Origin of the sequence: Bradyrhizobium sp. 154, assembly GCF_023073875.1 — a bacterium.
GTDB lineage: Bacteria > Pseudomonadota > Alphaproteobacteria > Rhizobiales > Xanthobacteraceae > Bradyrhizobium.
Window position 1 is genome coordinate 57,170 of record NZ_JADPKG010000027.1, and the last position, 21,169, is coordinate 78,338.

A 21,169-nucleotide genomic window follows, 5' to 3' on the forward strand; every position below is an offset into this window, starting at 1 on the left:
GCTCAGTGATCGGCGGCCGCGAGGTGCCGCAGTGGCGAGGTCACCGCCCGCCCCGCCGAGGCGTCGAGCACGCCCGGCCGGTCCCAATCGCCTTCGGGCCGGATGATCACATAGGGATCGCTGTCCAGCGTGATGGCGTCCGGGCCGGGCTCGATCTCAAGCAGCATCTCGGTGTAGGAGAAATCGGAGAAAGTGATCTTGCGATTGTGGCCGAGCGGCTTGGCGCCGAAATGGGCCCAGAAATCCACCAGGCGGTCCTGCGCCTGGCCGTAAATCTTGCGGAAGCCCTTGCGCTTCACATAGTCGACACTCGCCTGCACCAGCTTGAACGAGACGCGCGAGCGCCGGTACTGGTGACGCACCGCAAGGCGCTCCACCTTGGCGAAGTCGCCGAAGAAGCGCACGCGCAGGCAGCCCGCGGGCTCGTTACCGACGAAGCCGATGAAATGCGCGGCGACCATGTCGTTGCCGTCGAACTCCTCCTCGAACGGACAATTCTGCTCGGCGAGATAGACCGCGGAACGGATCGCGGTGACCAGCATGAGATCGCTGGGATCGCGCGCAAGGCGAATGGTAACGGCGCGGGAGTCGGGCTTGGCGAAAGGAATTCTAGTACCGTGCATCTGCAAAACTCCTTGCTTGGATGATTGCACCCGGCATCGGCCGGCGATGCCAGGGGCGCTCGTAGCACCAGAGGTCGGGTTGGAAGCTCGGAACGGGCGCAAAGCCGGTCGCCCTCATGATATCGCGTCCGGCCACGGTTGACGGCTGCGCATAGCAATCGGCGCCGCGAAACCTTAGCTGTCGCAGATGAGCCGCGGCCTTGCCGAGACCGGCGATGCCGCGCCCCGTCGCCGCGATCGCCCAGATGTAGATGGCCGCAACGTCGTCCTTCGCTGAAGCGAGATGGCGCGTCTCCGGCGCAGTCAGGCAGATCTCGTCGAGCAGCAGCGCATCGTGCCCGCGATCATTGAGGAACAGGAAGGCCATGCCGCCGAGCAGAAGTCCCTTCCGGCTGAAAGTCAGGATGCTCTGAGGATCGAACGTGAGATATTTCGAAAGCTCCGCCGCCTCGATCCGCACACCCGGCACCAGCCGATGCGCCATCTCCGAAAGCGCCGCGATTTCGGAAGATTGCGCACAACGGACATCGACGTCCGGGCTCAGCGGCAGCGCATCGAAATCATGCCGTGCGTCAAACGAGCCCCTTTCCATACCGATATCGCCTCTCTATCGTTTGCCGCTTTCGTACCCCGCTATGAGGACGAGCTTAGCGGTTGGGGACCAACAGTATGCAGCAGTTATTGCACCGGGGTGCTGCGATGATGCAGCACCGTGAAGAAGCCCTGGGTGCGTCCTGGGACGATTTGAAGCTGTTTTTAGCGTGCGCAAAATATAAAAGTTTTCGCAATGCAGCCGAAGAGCTCGGGCTCACCTCCACCACCTTGATGCGCAGGATCGACCGGCTCGAAGAGAGCATCGGCTGCAAGCTGTTCCTGCGCGACCAGAGCGGGCTCACGCTCAGCGATGAAGGCACCGCGATGATCGCCGATGTCGCGCATATGGAGCGTCACGCCTTCAACGTCTTCCGTCGCGCCTCGCGTTCGTCGAACGACACTGCCGGCACCGTGCGCGTCGCGGTGACGGAGGGGCCCGGCAATTTCTGGATTTTGCCGCGGCTGATCGATTTCCAGAAGACTTATCGCAAGATCACCGTCGATCTGCGCTGTGCGATGGAGCAGGCCGACGTCGCTCGCTTGGAATCCGACATCGCGATCCAGCTCGAGCCACCCACCAATCCGGATCTGATCGTGGCCAAGCTGGGCCGGCTGCACATCTATCCGTTCGTCTCCAAGGAGTACGAGAGCCTTTACGGCGTCCCGGCAACGCTCGCCGAACTCAACAACCACCGCATCATCAAGCAGAGCGCGCCGCAAGTCGACGACGGCGCTTATGCCCGCGTGCTCGGGCTGACGTCGCTGGAGGGCATCGTCGGCATCAAGATCAACTCCTCGGTCGGCGCGCTCTATGCCGTCGAACGCGGCGCCGGCATCGGCTTCCTGCCGACGGTTTCGATCGCGCTTGGTGCGCCGCTCGTTGCCGTCGATCTCGGCGTCAGCCACCACGCCGATCTCTGGCTCACCTATCACAAGGAGTTCCGCACCTCCGAGCGGCACAAGATTGTGGTCGACTGGCTGAAGAAGATCTTCGATCCCAGGACCTATCCCTGCTTCCGCGACGAGTTCATCCATCCGAACGCGCTGGTGCCGATGATGACGGCCGCGCGCGACGGATTTGGGCTGACCGGCTACGTTGCGGCAACACCCGCATAGACTTCAGCTCACCATTTGTATTCGAAGCCGACCGTGCCCTGGTGCGACGTGAGCTCGTTGCGGAGCTTGCCGTCGTAATTGACGTAGAGCCGCGCGACGCTGGTCAGGCTGAGCGAGGCCGAGGCGCCGGCATCCATGCCGTAGCGACTCTCGCCGATGCCGGGGACGACGATGCTCTGGGTGCCCAGGCTGACCTGGATCGATCCGAGGTCCTGGTGGAAATTGTCGACGAACTTGCCGTAGGCGGACAGGTCTAGGATCTTCTGGTCGATGACGAAATAGCGGCCGATCTCGGCCCCGATCATGATGCGCGCACGCGACAGCGCTGTTGCGCCGACGTTGAGCGGATCAAGGCCGCCGACCTCCTGGAACGCCGCGCTGGTACCGCGCACGTATTCGACCGCGCCCTTCGGCACGATGCGCATCTGGTCCTTGGTCCAGTAATAGCTGATCTCGGTCAGCGCGCCGTCGACCGCGGCGCTGTAGCCGCCCGCGCAAGCCCAAGGCCGGTATTACGGCTGGAACGGACCTTGCCAAAGCCGTGCACCACCGCAAAGGCCCAGGTCCATGGCCCCTTGTCGACGGAGCCATTGAAGCCGATTTGGGTGAGGTCGAGTGTCGCGGACTGGAGCGCCAAGGGCACGTCGATGTCGGTGTGACTCTGGTCGACCGAAAAGCCGATACTGACACCCGGCGCGAGCCGTGCGCCGATGCCGGCGACGCCGCCAAAAGTCTTGCGCTTGTCGCCGACGAAGTCGCCTTGCGCATCGGTGCGGACCGAGATGCCATAGCCCTCGAACCAGGTGCGGTAGCGCGGATCTTCGGTGCTCGCCGATGCGCCGCCACCGCCGGGATTGGTCCGCAACGCCCGGTTAAAGCCGCTCGATGCCTGGTTGCCGAGGCGCTCCAGGAAACCTGAGCCGAGATTGAGCGTGCTGTTGCCGGCCGACTGGTCATAATTGGCCGAGGTCGGCATCGGGACCGGGGTCGGCGACGGCGTGGGTGTCGGGGTCGGGGTCGGCGTCGGCGTGGGACTTTGCGCGAGGACGGCCGTAGCCGCCGACATCGTCACGATGAGCGCAAACGCCATAAGGGTGAAGGTCGTGGCGATCGCTGCCGCGACCCGGCGGACGCGGTTCAGCCCGATCGTCTGCCGTGTCCCTGGTGGCTGCGCAGTGCAGCGCATGACGACAAAACCCGAAGCAAATGGCGGCGCGCAAAAATGCAACATGAGCGCCCATGAGCTGATTTGCGCCGAACTGTTACGGAGGGTCAACCACGGGACGCCTCCAGATAAGGGGGATTGCTCCTGATTGTGGTTCCCCGGCCACAGGTCGAAATTGGGCCCGGGCACATCCGGGGCGATTTTGAAATTCGTGCTCTGCTTGCTAACGCACGGTTTTCATGTTGCAATATTGGCCACAACGGAATTGGCCGCTGGCTGTGCGTTTCGCGACATTGAGACTCAAGACTCGACAGACTTTCGGAAGGCCGTTTGTGGCGTGGCACGCGAAAAACCGGCCGCGTCTTTTTGCTATCTAGTGGAGGAGACTAGCGATGCCACAAAAGGGCACCGTCAAATGGTTCAACCCGACCAAGGGCTATGGGTTCATCAAGCCGAACGGCGGCGACAAGGACGTGTTCGTCCACATCTCCGCCGTCGAGCGCGCCGGACTCTCGACCCTCAACGAGAACCAGGTGGTTGAATACGACCTCGTGGAGAACCGCGGCAAATCATCCGCGGAGAACCTCAAGGTCTCCTGATGCCTCTCACGACACGCGAGAGATCATGACGTTGCCCCCGGCTCTGCCGGGGGATTTTGTTTGGCAGCCATATGGCTCAGCAGTCCGACTATTATTCGGCCGCGAATGATACAAAATGGCGCGAGTTGCGGGAGGCGATGCTCGCCCTTGCCCCCTCCGATCAACCTCGATTTCGCTGCAAGAACCTGGAAACGGGAAATCTGAGCCAGTGGGATGGCGAATGGTTCTATCACTGGATGAGCGTTGGATGGGATTGGATGGAATGGGCTGAACTATCCACCGAGACCGCGCACCAACGTGAACTTGTCCGCGCAATCCTGCGCCGCATGCGGTTTGCCGGAGAGCAGACGACGGCCGGTCAGGATCTACGGATATGTTCGTAACGGCGAGGCAGCAGGCTACATCGAGTGAGCCCGAGGTGCCCGGCTCAGCCCACCACGGGCGCAATCAGAAAATTCTCCGACGCCGCGCTGCCCACCGTCCTGCACACATCACCCTCGATCCGGACCTTGCCGGTCGCGAGCAGCCGCAGCGCCTCGGGATAAATGCGGTGCTCGACTTCGAGGATACGCTCGGACAGCGTATCCACCGTGTCGTGATCGCTGACGGGGACGGCGCCCTGCATCACGATCGGGCCTGCGTCGGTCTCTGGAATGACAAAGTGCACCGTCGCACCGGATAGCTTGACGCCGGCACGCAGGGCCTGGCCGTGCGGATCGAGACCGGGGAAGGACGGCAGCAGCGACGGATGGATGTTGAGCATCCGCCCGTACCAGGCCTTGGTGAAATCCGCCGTGAACAGGCGCATGAAGCCGCCCAGGCAAATCAGCTCGATGCCGTGCCGGTCGAGCGCGGCTTGCAATACTTTCTCGAAGCCGGCGCGATCCTTGCCGAACGGCTTGCTCTCGATCACCTCGGTCGTCACGCCGCTCGCCCTGGCCCGTTCCAGCCCCGGCGCACCGGTCTTGTTCGAGATCACCAGCGAAATCTCCGCCGGAAAATCCGCCGAGCTTGCTGCCTTGATCAGCGCGGCCATGTTGGAGCCCCGGCCGGAGATCAGGATGGCGACGCGGCGCTTCATCACAGCGCCAGGTCGAGATGGCCGTTATAGACGACGCGGTGCTCGCCCTCGGCGGGAATCACGGTGCCGAGCTGCGCCACGGTCTCGCCGCCATCGGTGAAGACCTCAACCACCTGCTCGACCTTGTCAGGCTCGACGATCGCAATCATGCCGATACCGCAATTGAAGGTGCGCAGCATTTCGAGTTCGGCGATGCCAGCCTGCGCGGCCAGCCATTTGAACACCGGCAGCACCGGCAGGCGTGCGAGGTCAATGCCGACGCCGAGGTTCTTCGGCAGCACGCGCGGAATGTTGTCGGTGAAACCGCCGCCGGTGATGTGGGCCAGCCCCTTCACCGCGCCGGTCTCGCGGATCGCACGCAAGCAGGATTTGACGTAGAGCCGCGTTGGCGTCAGCAGCGCGCCGCCGAGCGTCATGACCGGCGCGAACGGCGCCTGCGCCTGAAAGCCGAGACCGGATTGTTCCACGATCTTGCGCACCAGCGAGAAGCCGTTGGAATGCACACCCGACGACGCGAGCCCGATCACGGCGTCGCCCGCCGCGATGTCCGGGCGCGGCAGCAGCGTACCGCGTTCGGCGGCGCCGACTGCAAATCCGCCGAGGTCGTAATCGCCGTCTTTGTAGAGGCCGGGCATCTCGGCCGTTTCGCCGCCGATCAAGGCGCAGCCGGATTCCCGGCAGCCCTCCGCAACACCCGCGACGATCGCGGCGGTGGCCTCCGGATCGAGCTTGCCGCAGGCGAAATAGTCCAGGAAGAACAGCGGCTCGGCGCCCTGGACCACGAGGTCGTTGACGCTCATCGCGACAAGATCGATCCCGATGCCGCCATGCAGGCCGGTCTCGATCGCGATCTTGACCTTGGTGCCGACGCCATCGGTGGCGGCGACCAGGACGGGGTCCTTGAAACCGGCCGCCTTGAGGTCGAACAGGCCGCCGAAACCGCCGATCTCGGCGTCGGCGCCGGGCCGCGCGGTGGCGCGCACCATCGGCTTGATCAGGTCGACGAGGCGGTTGCCCGCGTCGATATCGACGCCTGAATCGGCGTAAGTGAGGCCGTTTTTGCGGTCGGTCATGCCCGATTTCCAGTGGGTTTGCGGCTGGTTACGTCGAATTCCGGGGACACGCAATGGCAAGCGTGGCGCCCCGCCTTATAGTATGTAGATATCAACCGGTTCAGCCTCCCTAGGGGCCGGATCCGAAGTCAGGCCGGGTGCCGGGAAGCGCCGCGTGAGTATTCCGAATATCATTACCCTGGGCCGCATCATGCTGGTCCCGATCATCGTCTGGGCCATCGTGTCGAGCCAAATGGAGGTGGCGTTCGCGGTCTTCCTGATCGCCGGTATCAGCGACGCCGTGGACGGCTTCCTGGCTAAGCGGTTCAACATGGCGAGTGAGCTCGGCGCCCTGCTCGATCCGCTCGCGGACAAGGCGCTGCTGGTCTCGATCTACATGGCGCTCGGCATCTGGGGGGCGATTCCGCGCTGGATCGTCATCCTGGTGGTCTCGCGCGACATCATGATCGTCGCCGCCGTGATCGTATCCTGGCTGTTCGACCGGCCGGTCGAGATGAAGCCATCAAAGGTGTCCAAGCTCAATACTGTGGCACAAGTGGCATTCGCGGCGCTGGTGCTGGCGGCGCTTGCCTTCGGCTTCAAGCCGGCACCCTATGATACGATCCTGATGGGCCTCGTCACGGTGTTCACGCTCTCCTCGGTGTCGCTCTATCTCGTCGAGTGGCTGCGGCACATGAGCACGATCGAGGCCAAATGAGTGGATGTGGCCCCGCAAAAGGCCAACTCCCGCTCGAAAGTCGAATCCAAACGAGGCCGGGACGCCGGCATGGAGCAAGGCAAGCGTGGCAGGCCGCGTTCATCCCCGACAATTGGCGTTTTCGCTTCCGCATGCGGAAAGCCTCAGCCGGGACAATTTCCTCGAGGGCCCCGCCAACGCGGCCGGTCTCGGCCTGATCGACGCCTGGCCGGAATGGCCGAACCGGATCATGTGGCTGACCGGCCCCGAAGGCAGTGGCAAGAGCCATCTCGCCGCGATCTGGGCCGAGGTATCAGGCGCCCGCTCGACCACGGCCAATGCGCTGGCCGCCGCCGCGGTCCCGGGCGCGCTCGCGACCGGAGCGCTGGTCGTCGAAGATCTCAAGGCGAAAGAGTTTGACGAGCGCGCCCTCTTCCACCTGATGAACCTCGCCCGCGAGGATGGCGCCTACGTCCTCTTCACCGGGCGCGAGCTACCCGCATCGCTCGAGATCGAGCTTCGCGACCTGCGCTCGCGTCTGCGCGCCGTGCCGGTGGTCGCGTTGCTGTCGCCGGACGACCAGCTTTTCCGCGGCCTCATCGTCAAATTCTGCGCTGACCGCCAGCTCACGGTGGATGAGAACATCGTCAGCTACCTCGCTACCCGGCTGGAGCGATCCTCGGCCGCCGCCCGGCAGGCGGTAGAATTGCTCGACAGCGAGGCCCTGCGGCTTGGCCGCCCCGTCACCCGGGCGCTGGCGGCCGAGCTGCTTCGGGACGTCTGACCAGTTCGCTGGCACCAGCCGCTTGACGCGGCGGAGCGGCGGAACATCAATGTCATCGAAACGTCATCGCTCTAACACATGCTCCCACCGATTTTGCGCGTAAGTCGCAATTGGGGTGAACTGGATGGATCGACTTCTCATGGACTCTGCGCAAGCTGTTGAAATCAAAGAAAAAGCCCCGGAAACGGAGAGCCTGCCGGCGATCGCTTCGAGCCCCGAACGGTTCATCAACCGCGAGCTGTCCTGGCTGCATTTCAACCGCCGTGTCCTGGAAGAATCGGTCAATCCCAGCCATCCCATGCTGGAGCGGGTGCGATTCCTGTCGATCTCGGCAAACAATCTCGACGAGTTCTTCATGGTCCGCGTCGCCGGCATCAAGGCCCAGGTGCGCGAGGGCATTGCCGAGCGCAGCCCGGACGGCCTGACCCCGTCGGAGCAGCTTGCCTTGATCAATCGTACCGTCTCCCAACTTGCCTCCGACCAGCAGGCGATCTGGCGCGACCTGCGCGGCACGCTCGCCGAGGTCGGCATCGTCCTGGTCGACGGCAAGGACGTCACCAAGCCGGAACGGACCTGGATCGAGGACTACTTCCTCAATAACGTGTTCCCGCTGCTGACTCCCCTCGCAATTGATCCGGCCCACCCCTTCCCGTTCATTCCTAGCCTCGGCTTCACCATCGCGCTCCAGCTCACGCGCGCTGCCGACGGCAAGCAGATGAACGCCCTGATCCGCATGCCCGGCAAGATCGACCGCTTCATCCGCCTGCCGGCCGAAGGCAAGGCCGTCCGGCTGATTTCGCTGGAGCAGGCAACCGCCCTGTTCATCAACCGTCTCTTCCCCGGCTATAATCTGCATGGCCAGGGCGCTTTCCGCATCATCCGCGACTCCGAGCTCGAAATCGAGGAAGAGGCCGAAGACCTCGTTCGCCTGTTCGAGACCGCGCTGAAGCGGCGCCGCCGCGGGTCGGTGATCCGGCTCGAGATCGACGCCAAGATGCCGGAGCAGCTGCGCAGCTTCGTGCAGCATGCGCTGTCGACGGCTGACGACGAGGTGTTTCTCGTCGACGGCGTGCTCGCCATGAACGAGCTTTCGCAGCTCACTCGTCTCGACCGTCCCGACCTCGAATTCACCCCTTACGTGCCTCGCCATCCCGAGCGCGTGCGCGAGCATGCCGGCGACGTCTTCGCTGCGATCCGGCAGAAGGATCTCATCGTCCATCACCCCTACGAATCCTTCGACGTGGTGGTGCAGTTTCTGCAGCAGGCCGCGCGCGACCCAGATGTAGTCGCGATCAAGCAGACGCTCTACCGCACCTCCAACAACTCGCCGATCGTGCGTGCGCTCGCCGAAGCCGCCGAGGCCGGCAAGTCGGTCACGGCGCTGATCGAGCTGAAGGCGCGCTTCGACGAAGAGGCCAACATCCGCTGGGCGCGCGACCTCGAGCGCGCCGGCGTGCAGGTCGTCTACGGCTTTCTCGAACTGAAGACGCACGCAAAGCTCTCGATGGTGGTGCGCCGCGAGGGCGGCAGCCTCACGACTTACGTGCATACCGGCACCGGCAATTATCACTCGGTGACCGCGCGCATCTACACCGACCTCTCCTACTTCACGTCGGACCCGACCATCGGCCGCGACGCGGCTCGCGTGTTCAATTTCATCACCGGCTATGCCGCGCCGAGCGATCTGGAGAAGATGGCGGTGTCGCCATTGACCTTGCGCAAGCGCATCATCGAGCACATCCAGGGCGAGACCGCGCATGCACGGCACGGCCGGCACGGCGCGGTCTGGATGAAGATGAACGCGCTGGTCGACCCCGACATCATCGACGCGCTCTATGAGGCCTCGCAGGCCGGCGTCCAGGTCGAGCTCGTGGTGCGCGGCATCTGCTGTCTCAGGCCCGGGATCCCCGGTCTGTCGGAGAACATCCGTGTCAAGTCGATCATCGGACGTTTCCTGGAACACGGCCGAATCTACTGCTTCGGCATGGGCCAAGGCCTGCCGAGCGCAAAAGCGGCTGTGTATATCTCCTCGGCCGATATGATGCCGCGCAACCTCGACCGCCGCGTCGAGGTGCTGTGTCCGCTGCAAAATCCCACGGTGCATCAGCAGGTTCTCGAACAGATCATGGTCGCGAACCTGAAGGACAATGAGCAGAGCTGGCAATTGTTGCCGGACGGGTCCTCAACGCGTATGAAAGCCGCGAAGGGCGAGGAGCCTTTCAACGTCCACAACTACTTCATGACGAATCCGAGTCTGTCTGGCCGTGGAAAGTCGCTCAAGGAATCCTCGCCGCGCCGTCTCACGCGGCGTAATGAACGTCATCAATCCTGATCCCGGATTCTCAACGTGAAGCAGCCGCGCAAGCGCGGCTCGAGCGTCGCGGTCATCGACATCGGTTCGAACTCGGTCCGCCTCGTCGTCTACGAGGCGCTGGCGCGCAGCCTCATTCCGATCTTCAACGAGAAGACGCTGTGCGGCCTCGGGCGCGAAGTGCAGAGCACGGGCCTGCTCGCGCCCGACGCCGTCGACAAGGCGCTGACCTCGCTGAAGCGGTTCCGCGCCCTGTGCCGCGTGATGCAGGTCGGACGCGTGTTCGCAATTGCGACTGCCGCCTGCCGCGACGCCTCCAATGGTCCCGACTTCATCGCGAAGGCCGAGCGCATCTGCGCCGTGAAGATCGAGATCCTGTCGGGCCCGCGCGAAGCGCGGCTGTCGGCCCTCGGCGTGATCTCCGGCATCCATCATCCCGACGGCATCGTCGGCGATCTCGGCGGCGGCTCGCTCGAGCTGATCGACGTGCGCAGGAACAGCGTGCGCAGCGGCGTGACGCTGCCGCTCGGTGGCCTCGCGCTCCAGGACCTCGCACACAAATCGCTCAAGCGCGCCGACCGTATCGTGCGCGAGGCGCTCGACGAGGTGCCGCAGCTCGCCGCGGGCCGCGGCCGCACTTTTTACGCGGTCGGCGGCACCTGGCGTGCGCTCGCGCGTATCCACATCATCCAGAGCGGCTATCCGCTCCAGGTGATGCACGGCTATTCGATTTCGGCGGCCGAGGCGCTCGACTTCTCGCGGCGTTTGCGCCGGCTTGCGGCCGCCGACATGCTGGCCGATATCGAGATCGTCGCTGATGCACGCCGCCCGCTCCTCACCTATGCCGCCCTGGTGCTCGAGCACATCATCCGCGTGGCGAAGCCGAAAACCATCGTGTTCTCGACCTTCGGTGTGCGCGAGGGTTTGTTGCACGAGAAGCTCTCGGACTCCGAACGCAACAAGGACGGGCTGATCTGCGCAGCAGAGGAGCTCAACCAGCTGCTGTCGCGCTCGGCGAAGCATGCCCGCGAGCTGATCGCCTGGACCGACCGCCTTGCGCGCGTCGTGAAGCTGCGCGAGACCGAAGAGGACCGCCGCCTGCGCCACACCGCGTGCCTGCTCTCCGACATCGGCTGGCGCGTGCACCCCGATCATCGCGGCGAGCAGACGCTAAGCCTCGTCGTCAATGGCAATTTCGGCGCGATCACCCATACCGAGCGCGCCTTCGTCGGCTTGTCGGTGTTCTATCGCTATGCGGGCCTGAGCGAGGAAAACCAGCCGCCGGCTAACATGCAGGGCCTGCTGACGCCGGCGCAGCTCGAGCGCGCCCGCCTCCTGGGAGCAGCGTTCCGCGTCGCGCACTTGATTTCGGCGGCGCGGCCGGGCGTGCTACCCGCCACGCATTTCCGCAGCCAGAGCCGCAAGCTGATGCTGGTGTTCGAACACCGCCTCGGCGATCTCGTCGCCGACCGCGTCGGCAGCCGCTTCCGCCAGCTCGCCCGCCTGATTGGCCGCGCCGGCTCGATCGTCCGCCGTTAAAAACTATTCGACCGAGGCCTTGGCGTGGCGCTCCGAGGATTCGAGCGCGGCCGCGCCCAGGCTACGCCGACGCCAGATGGTGCCGACGACCAGCACGACGACGACGCCGAGAAGCGCGCAAAGATATTCGCCGCCTCCGCCGCCATGGGTGAATTGCGGCGGGATGCGAAGTGCGCCGAGCATGCTGTCCAGCGAGGCGCCGAGCGGGCCGTCGAACAGCGTGTGCAGCTTCGGCGCGACGCCGGGATCGGTCGCGATCACTTCTCCCGAGATCCAGCCGAGCAGCGCAGCACCAGCCCAGACCAGAACCGGCAGCTTTGCGAGCAGCGCCATGATCAGCGCGGCACCTGCGACGATCAGCGGCACGCTGATGGCGAGGCCGAGGATCAGCAGCGGCACGCTGCCGTTGGCTGCGGCAGCGACCGCAATGACGTTGTCCAGGCTCATGACGATGTCGGCGACCACGACGATCTGAATGGCCTGCAACAGATGCGAGGCCGACTCGACGTCATCCTCGTCCTCGTTTTCCGGCACCAAGAGCTTTGCCGCGATTACGATCAGCGCAAGGCCGCCGACGAGCTTGAGATACGGCAGCTCCATCAGCGTCGCGACGATGCCGGTGAAGATGATCCGCAGTATCACCGCCGCGCCGGCACCGAAGATCATCCCCCACAGCCGATGCCGCGGGCTGAGGCCGCGGCAAGCGAGCGCGATCACCAGCGCGTTGTCGCCGGAGAGCAGGATATTGATCCAGATGATCTTGCCAACCGCGATCCAGAAGGTCGGCGCAGCCATTTCGTTGCGGAACTGGGTGAAGAATGCCCCGATCGTAGCGGGATCGAAGATCTGCCAGAGCCAGTCCACAATGAGTCCTTTCGCCCGTCGTACCTAACCTATCGGCTGATAGATCAGCCGACGATCTCGTTGCCAGAGAAGAACTGCGCGATCTCGATCGCGGCCGTCTCCGGCGCATCCGAGCCGTGCACCGAATTCTCGCCAATCGACTTGGCGTAGAGCTTGCGGACGGTGCCCTCGGCAGCCTTGGCCGGATCGGTCGCGCCCATCACCTCGCGGTATTTGGCGATCGCGCCCTCGCCTTCCAGCACCTGCACCACGACCGGCCCCGAAGTCATGAAGTCAACGAGTTCGCCGAAGAACGGCCGCGCCTTGTGCACGGCATAGAAGGTTTCGGCCTGCTCCTTGGTCATGCGGATACGCTTCTGTGCGACGATGCGCAGGCCCGCCTTCTCGATCACGGCGTTGACTGCGCCGGTCAGGTTACGCTCGGTCGCGTCGGGCTTGATGATCGAGAAAGTGCGTTCGATGGCCATAAATCTTGTCCTCGGGGAGAATGCGGGGGTTCGCAGTTGCGGGGCTTATATCGGCGCCATTGCCGGACGGCAAGCGACCGCCGAAACAGCCGCATAGGCGCTTCGCCGCAGGCCTCGCAGCCCGCGATTCAACATGGATTACACCGATTTCACTCAGATGAACCGAATCTGAAACCCGCATCAGGGTTCGGTTCAGCTTCGCGGGCGTAAGGTCGGGGCTATCGAACCGAAGCCTGACCATGAGGCAGAGCGTTTCGGCGGCCTTTCCATCGGCGCGATAGCCCCGCGCCGGCAATTGTTGAGGAGATCACCATGTTGAGGAAACTTTCGCTTGCCGCCGTTGCCGCGGTCGCGCTTGGTGCCGCGCTGGCGCCGACCTCCGCTTCCGCCCACTGGCATGGCGGCTGGCATGGCGGCTGGCACGGCGGAGGCTGGCACGGCGGCGGCTGGCACCGCGGCTGGGGCGGACCGCGTTTCTATGTCGGCGGTCCCGTCTCCTACGGTTATGGCGGCTGCTACGTGCGCCGGCTGGTCCCGACCCCCTGGGGACCCCGCTGGCGGCTGATCAACCGCTGCTACTGAGCCCGACAGCACCTTCCGCAAGCACCTTCCTGAACAAAGGGGTTACCTATGCCCCCAAGGTAACCCTTCAGGAGAGGCCCCGGCGTCCGCGCCGGGGCCTTTTATTTGGGCGGACATGGCTGGCATAATACAATTTTTACGAGAATCCCGGGGATTCCCCGCAAGCAGCGAAACCATTTTGGGCGCAATGACTTGGTACCGTGTCCTTACCTCTGAGAACACGGAACCGCGCGATGGCTGGCCTTTTTGCCAATGACAGCGAACAGATCGACCGGCGCACCAGCCGCTCGATTCGCGATGCCGTGGGCGAACGGCTTCAGCAGAGTCTGCGCCCCGATCCCCGCCTCCCGACGCACCTCGAGAAGTTGCTCAACGAATTGAGGCAGCGCGAGCGCGAATCGCACTGATGGGAGCATGATCGGGAAAGGTGTGAAGCGGTTTTCCGAAGGGGCACGCTGAACGACAAGCTTGGAAAAACGGGTTGCGTTCGACGCGCCCTGCGGTGACAAGGCCGGATGCTGTCCATCACCGATCTCTCCGTCCGCCTCGCCGGACGCCTTCTGATTGACCAGAGTTCCGTGCAGATCACGCCCGGGTCCCGCGTCGGCCTGGTCGGGCGCAACGGCACCGGCAAGTCGACCCTGTTCAAGGTGATCCGCGGCGAAGTCGCGGCCGAGCACGGCTCGGTGACGCTGCCGCCGCGCTGGCGCGTCGGCAGCCTGGCGCAGGAGGCGCCGAACGGCCCCGAGAGCCTGATCTCTGTCGTGCTCAGGGCCGATCTCGAACGCGACGCGCTGCTCGCCGAGGCCGAGCGCGCGACCGATCCGCACCGGATCGCCGAGATCCAGACCCGCCTCGTCGACATCGACGCGCATTCGGCGCCGAGCCGTGCGGCCGCGATCCTCTCCGGCCTCGGCTTCTCCGCCGCCGATCAGCTCCGCCCCTGCGCCGAGTTCTCCGGCGGCTGGCGCATGCGCGTCGCGCTCGCCGCGACGCTGTTCGCGGCGCCCGACCTGTTGCTGCTCGACGAGCCCACCAACTATCTCGATCTCGAAGGCACGCTGTGGCTGGAGGATCACCTCGCGCATTATCCGCGCACGGTGATCGTGATCAGCCACGACCGCGACCTCCTGGACAGCTCGGTCGACCAGATCCTGCATCTGGAGCGCGGCAAGCTCACGCTCTACAAGGGCACCTATTCCTCCTTCGAGGAGCAGCGCGCCGCGCGCGAATTGCTCGATGCCAAGCAGGTCAAGCGCCAGGAAGCCGAACGCGCACGGTTGCAAGCCTTCGTCGACCGCTTCAAGGCCAAGGCCTCCAAGGCGCGGCAGGCGCAGTCCCGCGTCAAGATGCTGGAGCGGCTGAAGCCGATCACGGCGCTGGTCACCGAGGACGTGCGCGAGATCAGCTTTCCGGCGCCGGAGAAGATCCTGTCCCCGCCGATCATCGCCGTCGACAACGTCTCGGTCGGCTACGATCCGGAAACGCCTGTGCTGAGCCGCGTCACCTTACGCATCGACAATGACGACCGCATCGCGCTGCTCGGAGCCAACGGCAATGGCAAGTCGACGCTGGTCAAGCTGCTCGCCGGACGGCTCGCTCCGTTCTCTGGCAGAGTGACCCGCGCGGACAAGCTGTCGATCGCCTATTTCGCCCAGCACCAGCTCGATGAGCTGAACGAGGACGCCTCCGCCTACGACCATGTGCGCAAGCTGATGGGCGATGCGCCGGAAGCGAAGGTGCGCGCCCGCGCCGGTGCGATCGGCTTTTCCGGCAAGGCCGCCGACACCATAGTCGGAAAACTGTCGGGCGGCGAGAAGGCACGGCTGCTGCTGGGGCTAGCGACCTTCTTCGGCCCCAACATGATCATTTTGGACGAGCCGACCAATCATCTCGACATCGACAGCCGCGCCGCGCTCGCGGAGGCGATCAACGAGTTTCCCGGCGCAGTGATCATGGTTTCGCACGACCGCTACCTGATCGAGGCCTGCGCCGAGCGGCTCTGGATCGTCGCCAACCGCACCGTGACCAATTACGACGGCGACCTCGACGAGTACCGCCGCCTGGTGCTGTCCGCGCGCAACGCCGAAGCGCCGCGCGAGCGCAGCGTCGCGAGCGAGAAGCCGCAGCGCGTGAGGTCGGACAATCGCGGCTCGCTGAAGAAGCGCATCGCGGAAGCCGAAGCCGAGATCGCCCGCGTGAGCGAGATCATCAGCAAGATCGACACGGCGCTGGCGCTGCCCGACATCTTCACCCGCGACCCCAAGCAGGCTGCGCAACTGTCGAAGGCCCGCGCGAACGCGGCCGACGCATTGGCGCGCGCGGAGGAGCAATGGCTCGAGGCGAGCACGCAATACGATGAGGCGGCGGGATAACGTCCCGCCTCATCAAAATCGTGAAAACAACCCCATGCACAGTACCGGTATGTTAATACCCGGAAATGAGCCATTGCACTGAATGTTCTTTTACGGCGCGGTCGGCGCCGCCCGGCGGCGATGTCGGCACCATTATACTGGGATGACTCAGTCGGCGTATTGGCCGGCTGCCTTGATGATCGGCGCCCAGCGGTCGATCTCGCTCGTCAGCATCGCACCCAACGCCTCGGGCGTCGCCTTGTCCTGCGGGACAGGCTCGGTGTTGATGTCGTTGAACCGGGCTATCAGCGTCGGATCCTTGAGCGCCGTCTGGAGCGCAGCCGTCAGCTTTTGAACGATCGCCGGCGGCGTGCCCTTGGGGGCATAGATGCCGTGCCAGACGCCGAGCTCGAAACCTTTGAGGCCGGCCTCGTCGGCCGTCGGCAGATCGGGCAGGCTCCTCAGCCGCTCCTTGGTGGTGATCGCATAGGCCTTGACCTGCTTGGCCGTGATCGGTCCGGTGGTGTTCGTCGCCTGGTCGCAGGTGAGATCGATCTGCCTGCCGAGCAGGTCGTTCATGATGGGGCCGTTGCCCTTGTAGGGCACCGTGGTGAGCTGCTTCTGGATCGCCGTCATGAACAGCATGCCGCAGAGATGCGACGCCGCGCCGAGCCCGGCATTGGCGTAGGTCAATTTGTCGCCCTGCTGCTGGGCATAGGCGACCAGGTCCTTGAGCGTGTCGGCCGGGAAATCCGGACGCGCAATGATGGTCATCGGCGCGTTGGTCACAAGTCCGATCGGCGCAAAAGCCGTCTTCGTGTCGTAGCTCAAATTGCGGTAGAGCGTCGCGGCGGTCGAGATGCCGACGTGATGGATCAAGAGCGTATACCCGTCCGGCTGCGCGCGCGCGGCGCGGGTCGTGCCGATGGTGCCGCCGGCGCCGGTCGCGTTCTCGACGATGACCTGCTGTCCCAGGGATTTCGCCATGCCTGCCGCGGTCAGGCGCGCGATGGTGTCGGTCGGTCCGCCGGCGGCGAAGGGCACCAGGATGGTGATGGGCCTCGCCGGATAGTCCTGGGCGACCGCCGCGCCGAGCGGCAGAAGCAGAGCCGATATGAAGGCGATGAACCGCATAGTCTCCTCCAAATTCTTGTAGCTCCATATGAGCGTATTCGTGGCGGCAAGACCATCAGGAAAGCAGGTTCAACAGCCATGTCGCGATCACGATGATGACGCACCGCGGACGCGCGTGCCCCGCTCGCCGAGCGTTACGTCTGCTCCTCGGTCTCGCTCTCGAGCTTCTTGCGTAGTGCCGCGACGATGCGATGGACGGTTTGCAGGTCCTTCACCGCAAGCCCTTCCGAAAGGCTGTTGACCCACGGCGCCTGCAAAGCCATCGCGGCATCGAAAGCGCGCCGTCCCTTGTCAGTGAGGACAACAAGCTGCGCTCGGCGGTGATGCGGGTTGGCCTCGAAGGCGACAAGGCCGTCCGCGTGCAGGTCGTTGACGATCCGCTGCACATTTTGGCGGTTGGCGCCCAGATCGCGGGCGAGCCAAGCCACCGGTTGGGGACGCTCCGCCTGCACAATGGCGCCCAGTATCTGCCAACGGGCGCTCGTAAGTCCGAGCCGGGCCACCAGACGGTCACCCGCGGTCAAGAGCAGGCTGTTCAGCCGGAACAAGTCAAGCATGAGCTTGGTCAGGGCATCGCCGGCCGACGTTCGCTGCGACTTCAACATATCGTCACCATAGACCGTATTGACATCATAATGTCGATTTGACATCGTATCCATAGTACCACACTGACATCATATAACCAAGTTACCGGAGGCCTTCATGTCGCTGCTACGCCCGCTGGACCCTTCCTTTCCGATCGACCGTCAACTCGGCATTGACGCCGGCCCCGTCGTCCTGGTGAATGTCTTCACCCTCGACAAGGCCGATGAGCAAACCTTCCTCGAGGTCTGGCAGGACGATGCGGTCTTCATGAAGCGGCAGCCCGGCTTCATTGCCACTCAGCTTCATCGCGCGATCGGCGAGAGTCCGACCTATCTGAACTATGCTGTCTGGGAATCGACTGCCCACTTCAGGGCTGCGTTCACGCACACCGAATTCAGATCAAAGATCGCGGCCTATCCCGCGTCCGCAGTCGCTTCTCCGCATCTGTTCCAGAAGGTCGCGGTGGCAGGCGTCTGCACGGCGTAATCCGCCCCGCGAGCATTCACGGAGGGAGCCAGCAATCAGAACCGAAAAGGCGACCAACTTCTTCGGCGCATGTGTTCAGCCGAGACGGATGGCAAAGAGCCAGCAATGGGACTCCGAATTCAACGGCTTCCTGCCGCGTTCATCGGAGCGTTGAGATTGAACCGCTTAGACACAGAGAACAATGGCGACCGCAAGCGTCGGCTCTCTGGGAAACAAGTCATGTCACGCGGCCGCGCTTATGCCGACTTCTTCTTCGGCTTCGGCTTGGTCGCCTTCGGCGCCGGCTGCGGCTCGGGATTGCCCTCGATCGAGGACAAGCGTCCGGCGGTGAACGTATAGATCCCCGCTCGCGGACCGGTCGTCCAAGTCACCACGGCAACGCGGCGGCCGATGGCGTCATTGGAGAGGTTGACCGACGAAGGCGCCCCGATGCCGCGCACCACGTCGCATTCGGTATGGCCAAGCGCGACCGTGCCGCCCAGCGGCGCGGGCGCCGTGCTCGATGCATTGGCGTCTGCCGGCCCGGGAGGCGGCGCCATGCCGGGACAGCCACCGTCGGCACTGACGAGATCCTCGGCTCCCACCGGTTTATCAGGCGTGAGTGGCGGCGATTCGATCGAGATGTTCTTGATGAAGAGACGGCCGGGCTTCTGGAACCATTCTGCGTCCTTCGACAACAGATCAGTCCCGCCAGAGCAGCCCGCGACCAGCGGTGCTACGGCAGCTAACGCAATCATGAGCGAGCCGGGAAGCTTTTGATGTCGCACGATAAACTAATTCCCCGCGTGAAGGACCAGCCCTAAACGATTGTCCCAACATCCCTTTGCGGCACGAAGGTGACCGAAGCCAGCATCGTTCGTAAAGTGCAAATTATCATTAATTGCGAGCAGTCTCTAATTCCGCTTCTGCCACCGGCCCCGCTCGTCGGCCTGCCAATAGGTGACATCAAATCCACGCGCCTTGCAATCGGCCCAGGCACTGCGGGCGAGCGCAAGCGCGTCCGGATCGTCCCCGTTGAACAACAACACCATGCGCTCGTAGCCCTCCGCGTCCTGCGGCAGCGCGGCGTTGTCGACCAGGAAGCGGACATTGGCGCCGTTCGGATTGTCCGCCTCGATCGCCAGCACGATCGGCTGGTCGACGGCATCGTTCACGCGCCATGTCGCGTGCGGCAGGAAGGAATCGTCGCGATAGGTCCACAAATGCGCGTCCAGCGCATCGGCGCGCTCCTCCGACGTCGACTGCACCACGACGCGCCAGCCGCGCTCGAGGGATTTCTCCAGAAGCGGCGGCAACACGTTCTCCACCGTCATGTTTTGCAGATGATAGAACAGCACTTCGGTCATTTGCGCTCGTAATGATCTGCGACCAGACGATCCAGCAGACGGACGCCATAGCCGCTTCCCCAGCTCTGGTTGATGTCGGTCTTCGGCGCGCCCATGGCGGTGCCGGCAATGTCGAGATGCGCCCAGGGCACATCGTCGACGAAGCGCTGCAGGAACTGCGCCGCGGTGATCGAGCCGCCGTGACGGCCGCCGGTGTTCTTCATGTCGGCGAACTGGGAATCGATCAGCTTGTCGTATTCGGGACCGAGCGGCATGCGCCAGACCTTTTCCCCGCTCTCGAGGCCGGCCGCGATCAGCCGGTCGGCGAGCTCGTCATTGTTGGAGAACATGCCGGCATGCTCGGTGCCGAGCGCGACCATGATGGCACCGGTCAGCGTCGCCAGGTCCACCATTAATTTGGGCTTCACCTTCTTCGCAACGTACCAGAGCACGTCGGCGAGCACGAGGCGGCCTTCGGCATCGGTGTTGATGATCTCGATGGTCTGGCCCGACATCGAGGTGACGATGTCGCCCGGCCGCTGCGCATTGCCGTCGGGCATGTTCTCGACGAGACCGATGGCGCCGACCACGTTGACCTGGGCCTTACGCGCCGCGAGCGCATGCATCAGGCCGACGACACAGGCAGCTCCCCCCATGTCGCCCTTCATGTCCTCCATGCTGCCGGCCGGCTTGATCGAGATGCCGCCGGTGTCGAAGCAGACGCCCTTGCCGACGAACGCGACGGGCGCCTCGCCCTTCTTGGCCCCGTCCCAGCGCATGATCACGGTGCGGCTGGGCCGCGTCGAGCCCTGGCCGACGCCGAGCAGCGCGCCCATCCCGAGCTTCTGCATCGCCTTGACGTCGAGCACCTCGACCTTGACGCCAAGCTTGCGGAGCTGGCCGGCGCGGCGCGCGAATTCCTCGGGGAAAAGCACGTTCGGCGGCTCGTTGACGAGATCGCGCGCGATGATCACGCCATCGACGACGTGGCCAGCCGCGGCGAACGCCTTCTTCGCAGCAGTGGCATCGCCGACCGCAAGCGAGATGTCGGCGCGCGAGCCGCCCTCCTCGCCGTCCTTCTTCTTGGTCTTGTAGCGGTCGAACTTGTAGGCGCGTAAGCGAAGGCCCGAGGCGACCGCGACCGCCTGGTCGCTGGTCATGGCGCCATCGGGCAGCTCCGCCAGGATCGTCATGGCCGCGGTCCCGGCCGGAAGCTTGCTTGCCGCCACGCCGCCGAATTTGAGGAAATCGTTCGCCTTCAGGCTGGCCGCCTTGCCCGCGCCGATCACGATCAGGCGGGTGGCCTTCACCCCCTCAGGTGCCAGGATGTCCAGCGCGGCCCCGCTCTTCCCCTTGAAGGCGGCCGCGGAGGCCGCCCGCTTCACGAGGTCAGCGGCGCTGCCGAGCGCCTTTGCCGTCGCGGGGCCGAGCTTCAGGCCATCGTCGCAGAACACAACCAGGATGCCACGGGGGGCGGCAGACAGCGGGACAAAGCCGACCTTGATGGCATCGGACATGGTAACTCCTCCAAAATGTGGGGCTTTTCGCCGTCCCGCGATCCCGGCCAGGGGCCGGAGCTGAACGGCGATTCACTGAGATTTTCGTACTATGGGCCAGCAGCCCGCCAGATGCCAAGCGCCGCCGTGGCCCTCAGGCCACAACGAGCGAAATATTAACCATATATTGAGGGTGCCACGGGGCAGCCATTTTGTTGACGGATCAAAGGGATGCTAGTGAGAGAGTAAGCTGGCGGAACCGATGGCTGGCCGTCCCTTGGGGATCCCGTTTCGGGATTGGGTCGGGCAGCCGGA

22 protein-coding genes and 1 pseudogene are annotated in these 21,169 nt (G+C 64.3%); 11 read left to right on the forward strand and 12 right to left on the reverse strand.

All coding sequences use genetic code 11. The features are described 5' to 3' along the window. Positions 1-2 precede the first annotated feature (2 nt). Positions 3-623, reverse strand: coding sequence for a GNAT family N-acetyltransferase (locus IVA92_RS04975; RefSeq protein ID WP_247281582.1), 621 nt, complete (start codon positions 621-623; stop codon positions 3-5). Further along, entirely contained in the window at positions 610-1,215 is a 606-nt protein-coding gene (locus IVA92_RS04980; RefSeq protein ID WP_247281583.1) for a hypothetical protein, read from the reverse strand. Before IVA92_RS04980 ends, IVA92_RS04975 begins: the two co-directional genes overlap by 14 nt. A 77-nt stretch (positions 1,216-1,292) precedes the next feature. On the opposite strand from IVA92_RS04980, the gene IVA92_RS04985 reads away from it, so the two are divergent. Beyond that, on the forward strand, positions 1,293-2,333 hold the full coding sequence (locus tag IVA92_RS04985; protein ID WP_247281584.1) for a LysR family transcriptional regulator: 1,041 nt from the start codon (positions 1,293-1,295) through the stop codon (positions 2,331-2,333). 8 nt (positions 2,334-2,341) lie between these two features. Here IVA92_RS04985 and IVA92_RS04990 read toward each other — a convergent pair. After that, positions 2,342-3,519 (reverse strand): annotated as a pseudogene (locus IVA92_RS04990) (autotransporter outer membrane beta-barrel domain-containing protein). A 371-nt stretch (positions 3,520-3,890) separates the two neighbouring features. Between IVA92_RS04990 and IVA92_RS04995 the strand changes: the two are divergent. Further along, entirely contained in the window at positions 3,891-4,097 is a 207-nt protein-coding gene (locus IVA92_RS04995; protein WP_008551638.1) for a cold-shock protein, read from the forward strand. A gap of 71 nt (positions 4,098-4,168) precedes the next feature. Beyond that, complete coding sequence (locus tag IVA92_RS05000; protein WP_247281585.1) at positions 4,169-4,480, forward strand: DUF6678 family protein; 312 nt, start codon at positions 4,169-4,171, stop codon at positions 4,478-4,480. Positions 4,481-4,524: 44 nt separating this feature from the next. Here IVA92_RS05000 and purN read toward each other — a convergent pair whose 3' ends face one another. Beyond that, positions 4,525-5,178 (reverse strand): phosphoribosylglycinamide formyltransferase, encoded by a 654-nt coding sequence (gene purN / locus IVA92_RS05005; protein WP_247281586.1) that lies wholly within the window; start codon positions 5,176-5,178, stop codon positions 4,525-4,527. Next, positions 5,178-6,251, reverse strand: a complete 1,074-nt coding sequence (purM, locus tag IVA92_RS05010; RefSeq protein ID WP_247281587.1) for a phosphoribosylformylglycinamidine cyclo-ligase — start codon at positions 6,249-6,251, stop codon at positions 5,178-5,180. The genes purN and purM overlap by 1 nt, the downstream gene beginning before the upstream one ends. Before the next feature lie 154 nt (positions 6,252-6,405). Here purM and IVA92_RS05015 point away from each other — a divergent pair, with 154 nt between their 5' ends. The 4 genes from IVA92_RS05015 to ppx all read left to right on the forward strand — a co-directional run bounded on the left by IVA92_RS05015 (position 6,406) and on the right by ppx (position 11,561). Then, positions 6,406-6,948 carry a CDP-alcohol phosphatidyltransferase family protein gene (locus tag IVA92_RS05015; protein ID WP_247281588.1) on the forward strand — a complete coding sequence of 181 codons (543 nt, stop codon included), beginning with the start codon at positions 6,406-6,408 and terminating at the stop codon, positions 6,946-6,948. 85 nt (positions 6,949-7,033) lie between these two features. Then, positions 7,034-7,711, forward strand: coding sequence for a DnaA/Hda family protein (locus tag IVA92_RS05020; protein WP_247281589.1), 678 nt, complete (start codon positions 7,034-7,036; stop codon positions 7,709-7,711). 139 nt (positions 7,712-7,850) lie between these two features. Continuing rightward, the gene (locus IVA92_RS05025; RefSeq protein WP_247281685.1) at positions 7,851-10,043 is read left to right on the forward strand and encodes an RNA degradosome polyphosphate kinase; all 2,193 of its coding nucleotides are present in this window, start codon (positions 7,851-7,853) and stop codon (positions 10,041-10,043) included. A gap of 15 nt (positions 10,044-10,058) precedes the next feature. After that, entirely contained in the window at positions 10,059-11,561 is a 1,503-nt protein-coding gene (gene ppx, locus IVA92_RS05030) for an exopolyphosphatase (RefSeq protein WP_247281590.1), read from the forward strand. A 3-nt stretch (positions 11,562-11,564) separates the two neighbouring features. Here ppx and IVA92_RS05035 read toward each other — a convergent pair whose 3' ends face one another. Further along, entirely contained in the window at positions 11,565-12,425 is an 861-nt protein-coding gene (locus IVA92_RS05035) for a TerC family protein (RefSeq protein ID WP_247281591.1), read from the reverse strand. A 44-nt stretch (positions 12,426-12,469) separates the two neighbouring features. Next, positions 12,470-12,892, reverse strand: coding sequence for a nucleoside-diphosphate kinase (ndk, locus tag IVA92_RS05040; protein ID WP_035715388.1), 423 nt, complete (start codon positions 12,890-12,892; stop codon positions 12,470-12,472). Positions 12,893-13,204: 312 nt separating this feature from the next. On the opposite strand from ndk, the gene IVA92_RS05045 reads away from it, so the two are divergent. From IVA92_RS05045 to IVA92_RS05055, 3 genes are all read left to right on the forward strand, one after another. Further along, the gene (locus IVA92_RS05045; RefSeq protein ID WP_247281592.1) at positions 13,205-13,474 is read left to right on the forward strand and encodes a sulfur globule protein precursor; all 270 of its coding nucleotides are present in this window, start codon (positions 13,205-13,207) and stop codon (positions 13,472-13,474) included. Between the two features lie 233 nt (positions 13,475-13,707). After that, positions 13,708-13,881, forward strand: coding sequence for a hypothetical protein (locus tag IVA92_RS05050; RefSeq protein ID WP_247281593.1), 174 nt, complete (start codon positions 13,708-13,710; stop codon positions 13,879-13,881). A gap of 108 nt (positions 13,882-13,989) precedes the next feature. Continuing rightward, complete coding sequence (locus IVA92_RS05055; protein ID WP_247281594.1) at positions 13,990-15,849, forward strand: ABC-F family ATP-binding cassette domain-containing protein; 1,860 nt, start codon at positions 13,990-13,992, stop codon at positions 15,847-15,849. A 147-nt stretch (positions 15,850-15,996) separates the two neighbouring features. Here the strand turns inward: IVA92_RS05055 and IVA92_RS05060 are convergent, their stop codons facing one another. Together IVA92_RS05060 and IVA92_RS05065 are read right to left on the reverse strand one after the other, a co-directional pair. Continuing rightward, on the reverse strand, positions 15,997-16,962 hold the full coding sequence (locus IVA92_RS05060; RefSeq protein ID WP_247281595.1) for a tripartite tricarboxylate transporter substrate-binding protein: 966 nt from the start codon (positions 16,960-16,962) through the stop codon (positions 15,997-15,999). A 134-nt stretch (positions 16,963-17,096) separates the two neighbouring features. After that, positions 17,097-17,567 (reverse strand): MarR family winged helix-turn-helix transcriptional regulator, encoded by a 471-nt coding sequence (locus IVA92_RS05065; RefSeq protein ID WP_247281686.1) that lies wholly within the window; start codon positions 17,565-17,567, stop codon positions 17,097-17,099. A 97-nt stretch (positions 17,568-17,664) separates the two neighbouring features. On the opposite strand from IVA92_RS05065, the gene IVA92_RS05070 reads away from it, so the two are divergent. Then, the gene (locus tag IVA92_RS05070; protein ID WP_247281596.1) at positions 17,665-18,033 is read left to right on the forward strand and encodes an antibiotic biosynthesis monooxygenase family protein; all 369 of its coding nucleotides are present in this window, start codon (positions 17,665-17,667) and stop codon (positions 18,031-18,033) included. Between the two features lie 236 nt (positions 18,034-18,269). Here IVA92_RS05070 and IVA92_RS05075 read toward each other — a convergent pair whose 3' ends face one another. From IVA92_RS05075 to IVA92_RS05085, 3 genes are all read right to left on the reverse strand, one after another. Then, entirely contained in the window at positions 18,270-18,770 is a 501-nt protein-coding gene (locus IVA92_RS05075; protein WP_247281687.1) for a hypothetical protein, read from the reverse strand. A gap of 156 nt (positions 18,771-18,926) precedes the next feature. After that, a complete protein-coding gene (locus tag IVA92_RS05080; RefSeq protein ID WP_247281597.1) occupies positions 18,927-19,379 on the reverse strand; it encodes a DNA polymerase III subunit chi in 453 nt (150 codons plus the stop codon). Further along, positions 19,376-20,875: a leucyl aminopeptidase gene (locus IVA92_RS05085; protein ID WP_247281598.1), complete on the reverse strand. Its 1,500-nt coding sequence runs from the start codon at positions 20,873-20,875 to the stop codon at positions 19,376-19,378. The genes IVA92_RS05080 and IVA92_RS05085 overlap by 4 nt, the downstream gene beginning before the upstream one ends. Between the last annotated feature and the right edge of the window lie 294 nt (positions 20,876-21,169).

What these genes read in the sequence shown, in the direction of transcription:
- IVA92_RS04975 (WP_247281582.1), bottom strand. Translation starts at nt 623, where the DNA reads ATGCACGGTACTAGAATTCCTTTCGCCAAGCCCGACTCCCGCGCCGTT.
- IVA92_RS04980 (WP_247281583.1), bottom strand. Translation starts at nt 1,215, where the DNA reads ATGGAAAGGGGCTCGTTTGACGCACGGCATGATTTCGATGCGCTGCCG.
- IVA92_RS04985 (WP_247281584.1), top strand. Translation starts at nt 1,293, where the DNA reads ATGCAGCAGTTATTGCACCGGGGTGCTGCGATGATGCAGCACCGTGAA.
- IVA92_RS04995 (WP_008551638.1), top strand. Translation starts at nt 3,891, where the DNA reads ATGCCACAAAAGGGCACCGTCAAATGGTTCAACCCGACCAAGGGCTAT.
- IVA92_RS05000 (WP_247281585.1), top strand. Translation starts at nt 4,169, where the DNA reads ATGGCTCAGCAGTCCGACTATTATTCGGCCGCGAATGATACAAAATGG.
- purN (WP_247281586.1), bottom strand. Translation starts at nt 5,178, where the DNA reads ATGAAGCGCCGCGTCGCCATCCTGATCTCCGGCCGGGGCTCCAACATG.
- purM (WP_247281587.1), bottom strand. Translation starts at nt 6,251, where the DNA reads ATGACCGACCGCAAAAACGGCCTCACTTACGCCGATTCAGGCGTCGAT.
- IVA92_RS05025 (WP_247281685.1), top strand. Translation starts at nt 7,851, where the DNA reads ATGGACTCTGCGCAAGCTGTTGAAATCAAAGAAAAAGCCCCGGAAACG.
- ndk (WP_035715388.1), bottom strand. Translation starts at nt 12,892, where the DNA reads ATGGCCATCGAACGCACTTTCTCGATCATCAAGCCCGACGCGACCGAG.
- IVA92_RS05045 (WP_247281592.1), top strand. Translation starts at nt 13,205, where the DNA reads ATGTTGAGGAAACTTTCGCTTGCCGCCGTTGCCGCGGTCGCGCTTGGT.
- IVA92_RS05050 (WP_247281593.1), top strand. Translation starts at nt 13,708, where the DNA reads ATGGCTGGCCTTTTTGCCAATGACAGCGAACAGATCGACCGGCGCACC.
- IVA92_RS05055 (WP_247281594.1), top strand. Translation starts at nt 13,990, where the DNA reads ATGCTGTCCATCACCGATCTCTCCGTCCGCCTCGCCGGACGCCTTCTG.
- IVA92_RS05060 (WP_247281595.1), bottom strand. Translation starts at nt 16,962, where the DNA reads ATGCGGTTCATCGCCTTCATATCGGCTCTGCTTCTGCCGCTCGGCGCG.
- IVA92_RS05065 (WP_247281686.1), bottom strand. Translation starts at nt 17,567, where the DNA reads ATGTTGAAGTCGCAGCGAACGTCGGCCGGCGATGCCCTGACCAAGCTC.
- IVA92_RS05070 (WP_247281596.1), top strand. Translation starts at nt 17,665, where the DNA reads ATGTCGCTGCTACGCCCGCTGGACCCTTCCTTTCCGATCGACCGTCAA.
- IVA92_RS05075 (WP_247281687.1), bottom strand. Translation starts at nt 18,770, where the DNA reads ATGATTGCGTTAGCTGCCGTAGCACCGCTGGTCGCGGGCTGCTCTGGC.
- IVA92_RS05080 (WP_247281597.1), bottom strand. Translation starts at nt 19,379, where the DNA reads ATGACCGAAGTGCTGTTCTATCATCTGCAAAACATGACGGTGGAGAAC.
- IVA92_RS05085 (WP_247281598.1), bottom strand. Translation starts at nt 20,875, where the DNA reads ATGTCCGATGCCATCAAGGTCGGCTTTGTCCCGCTGTCTGCCGCCCCC.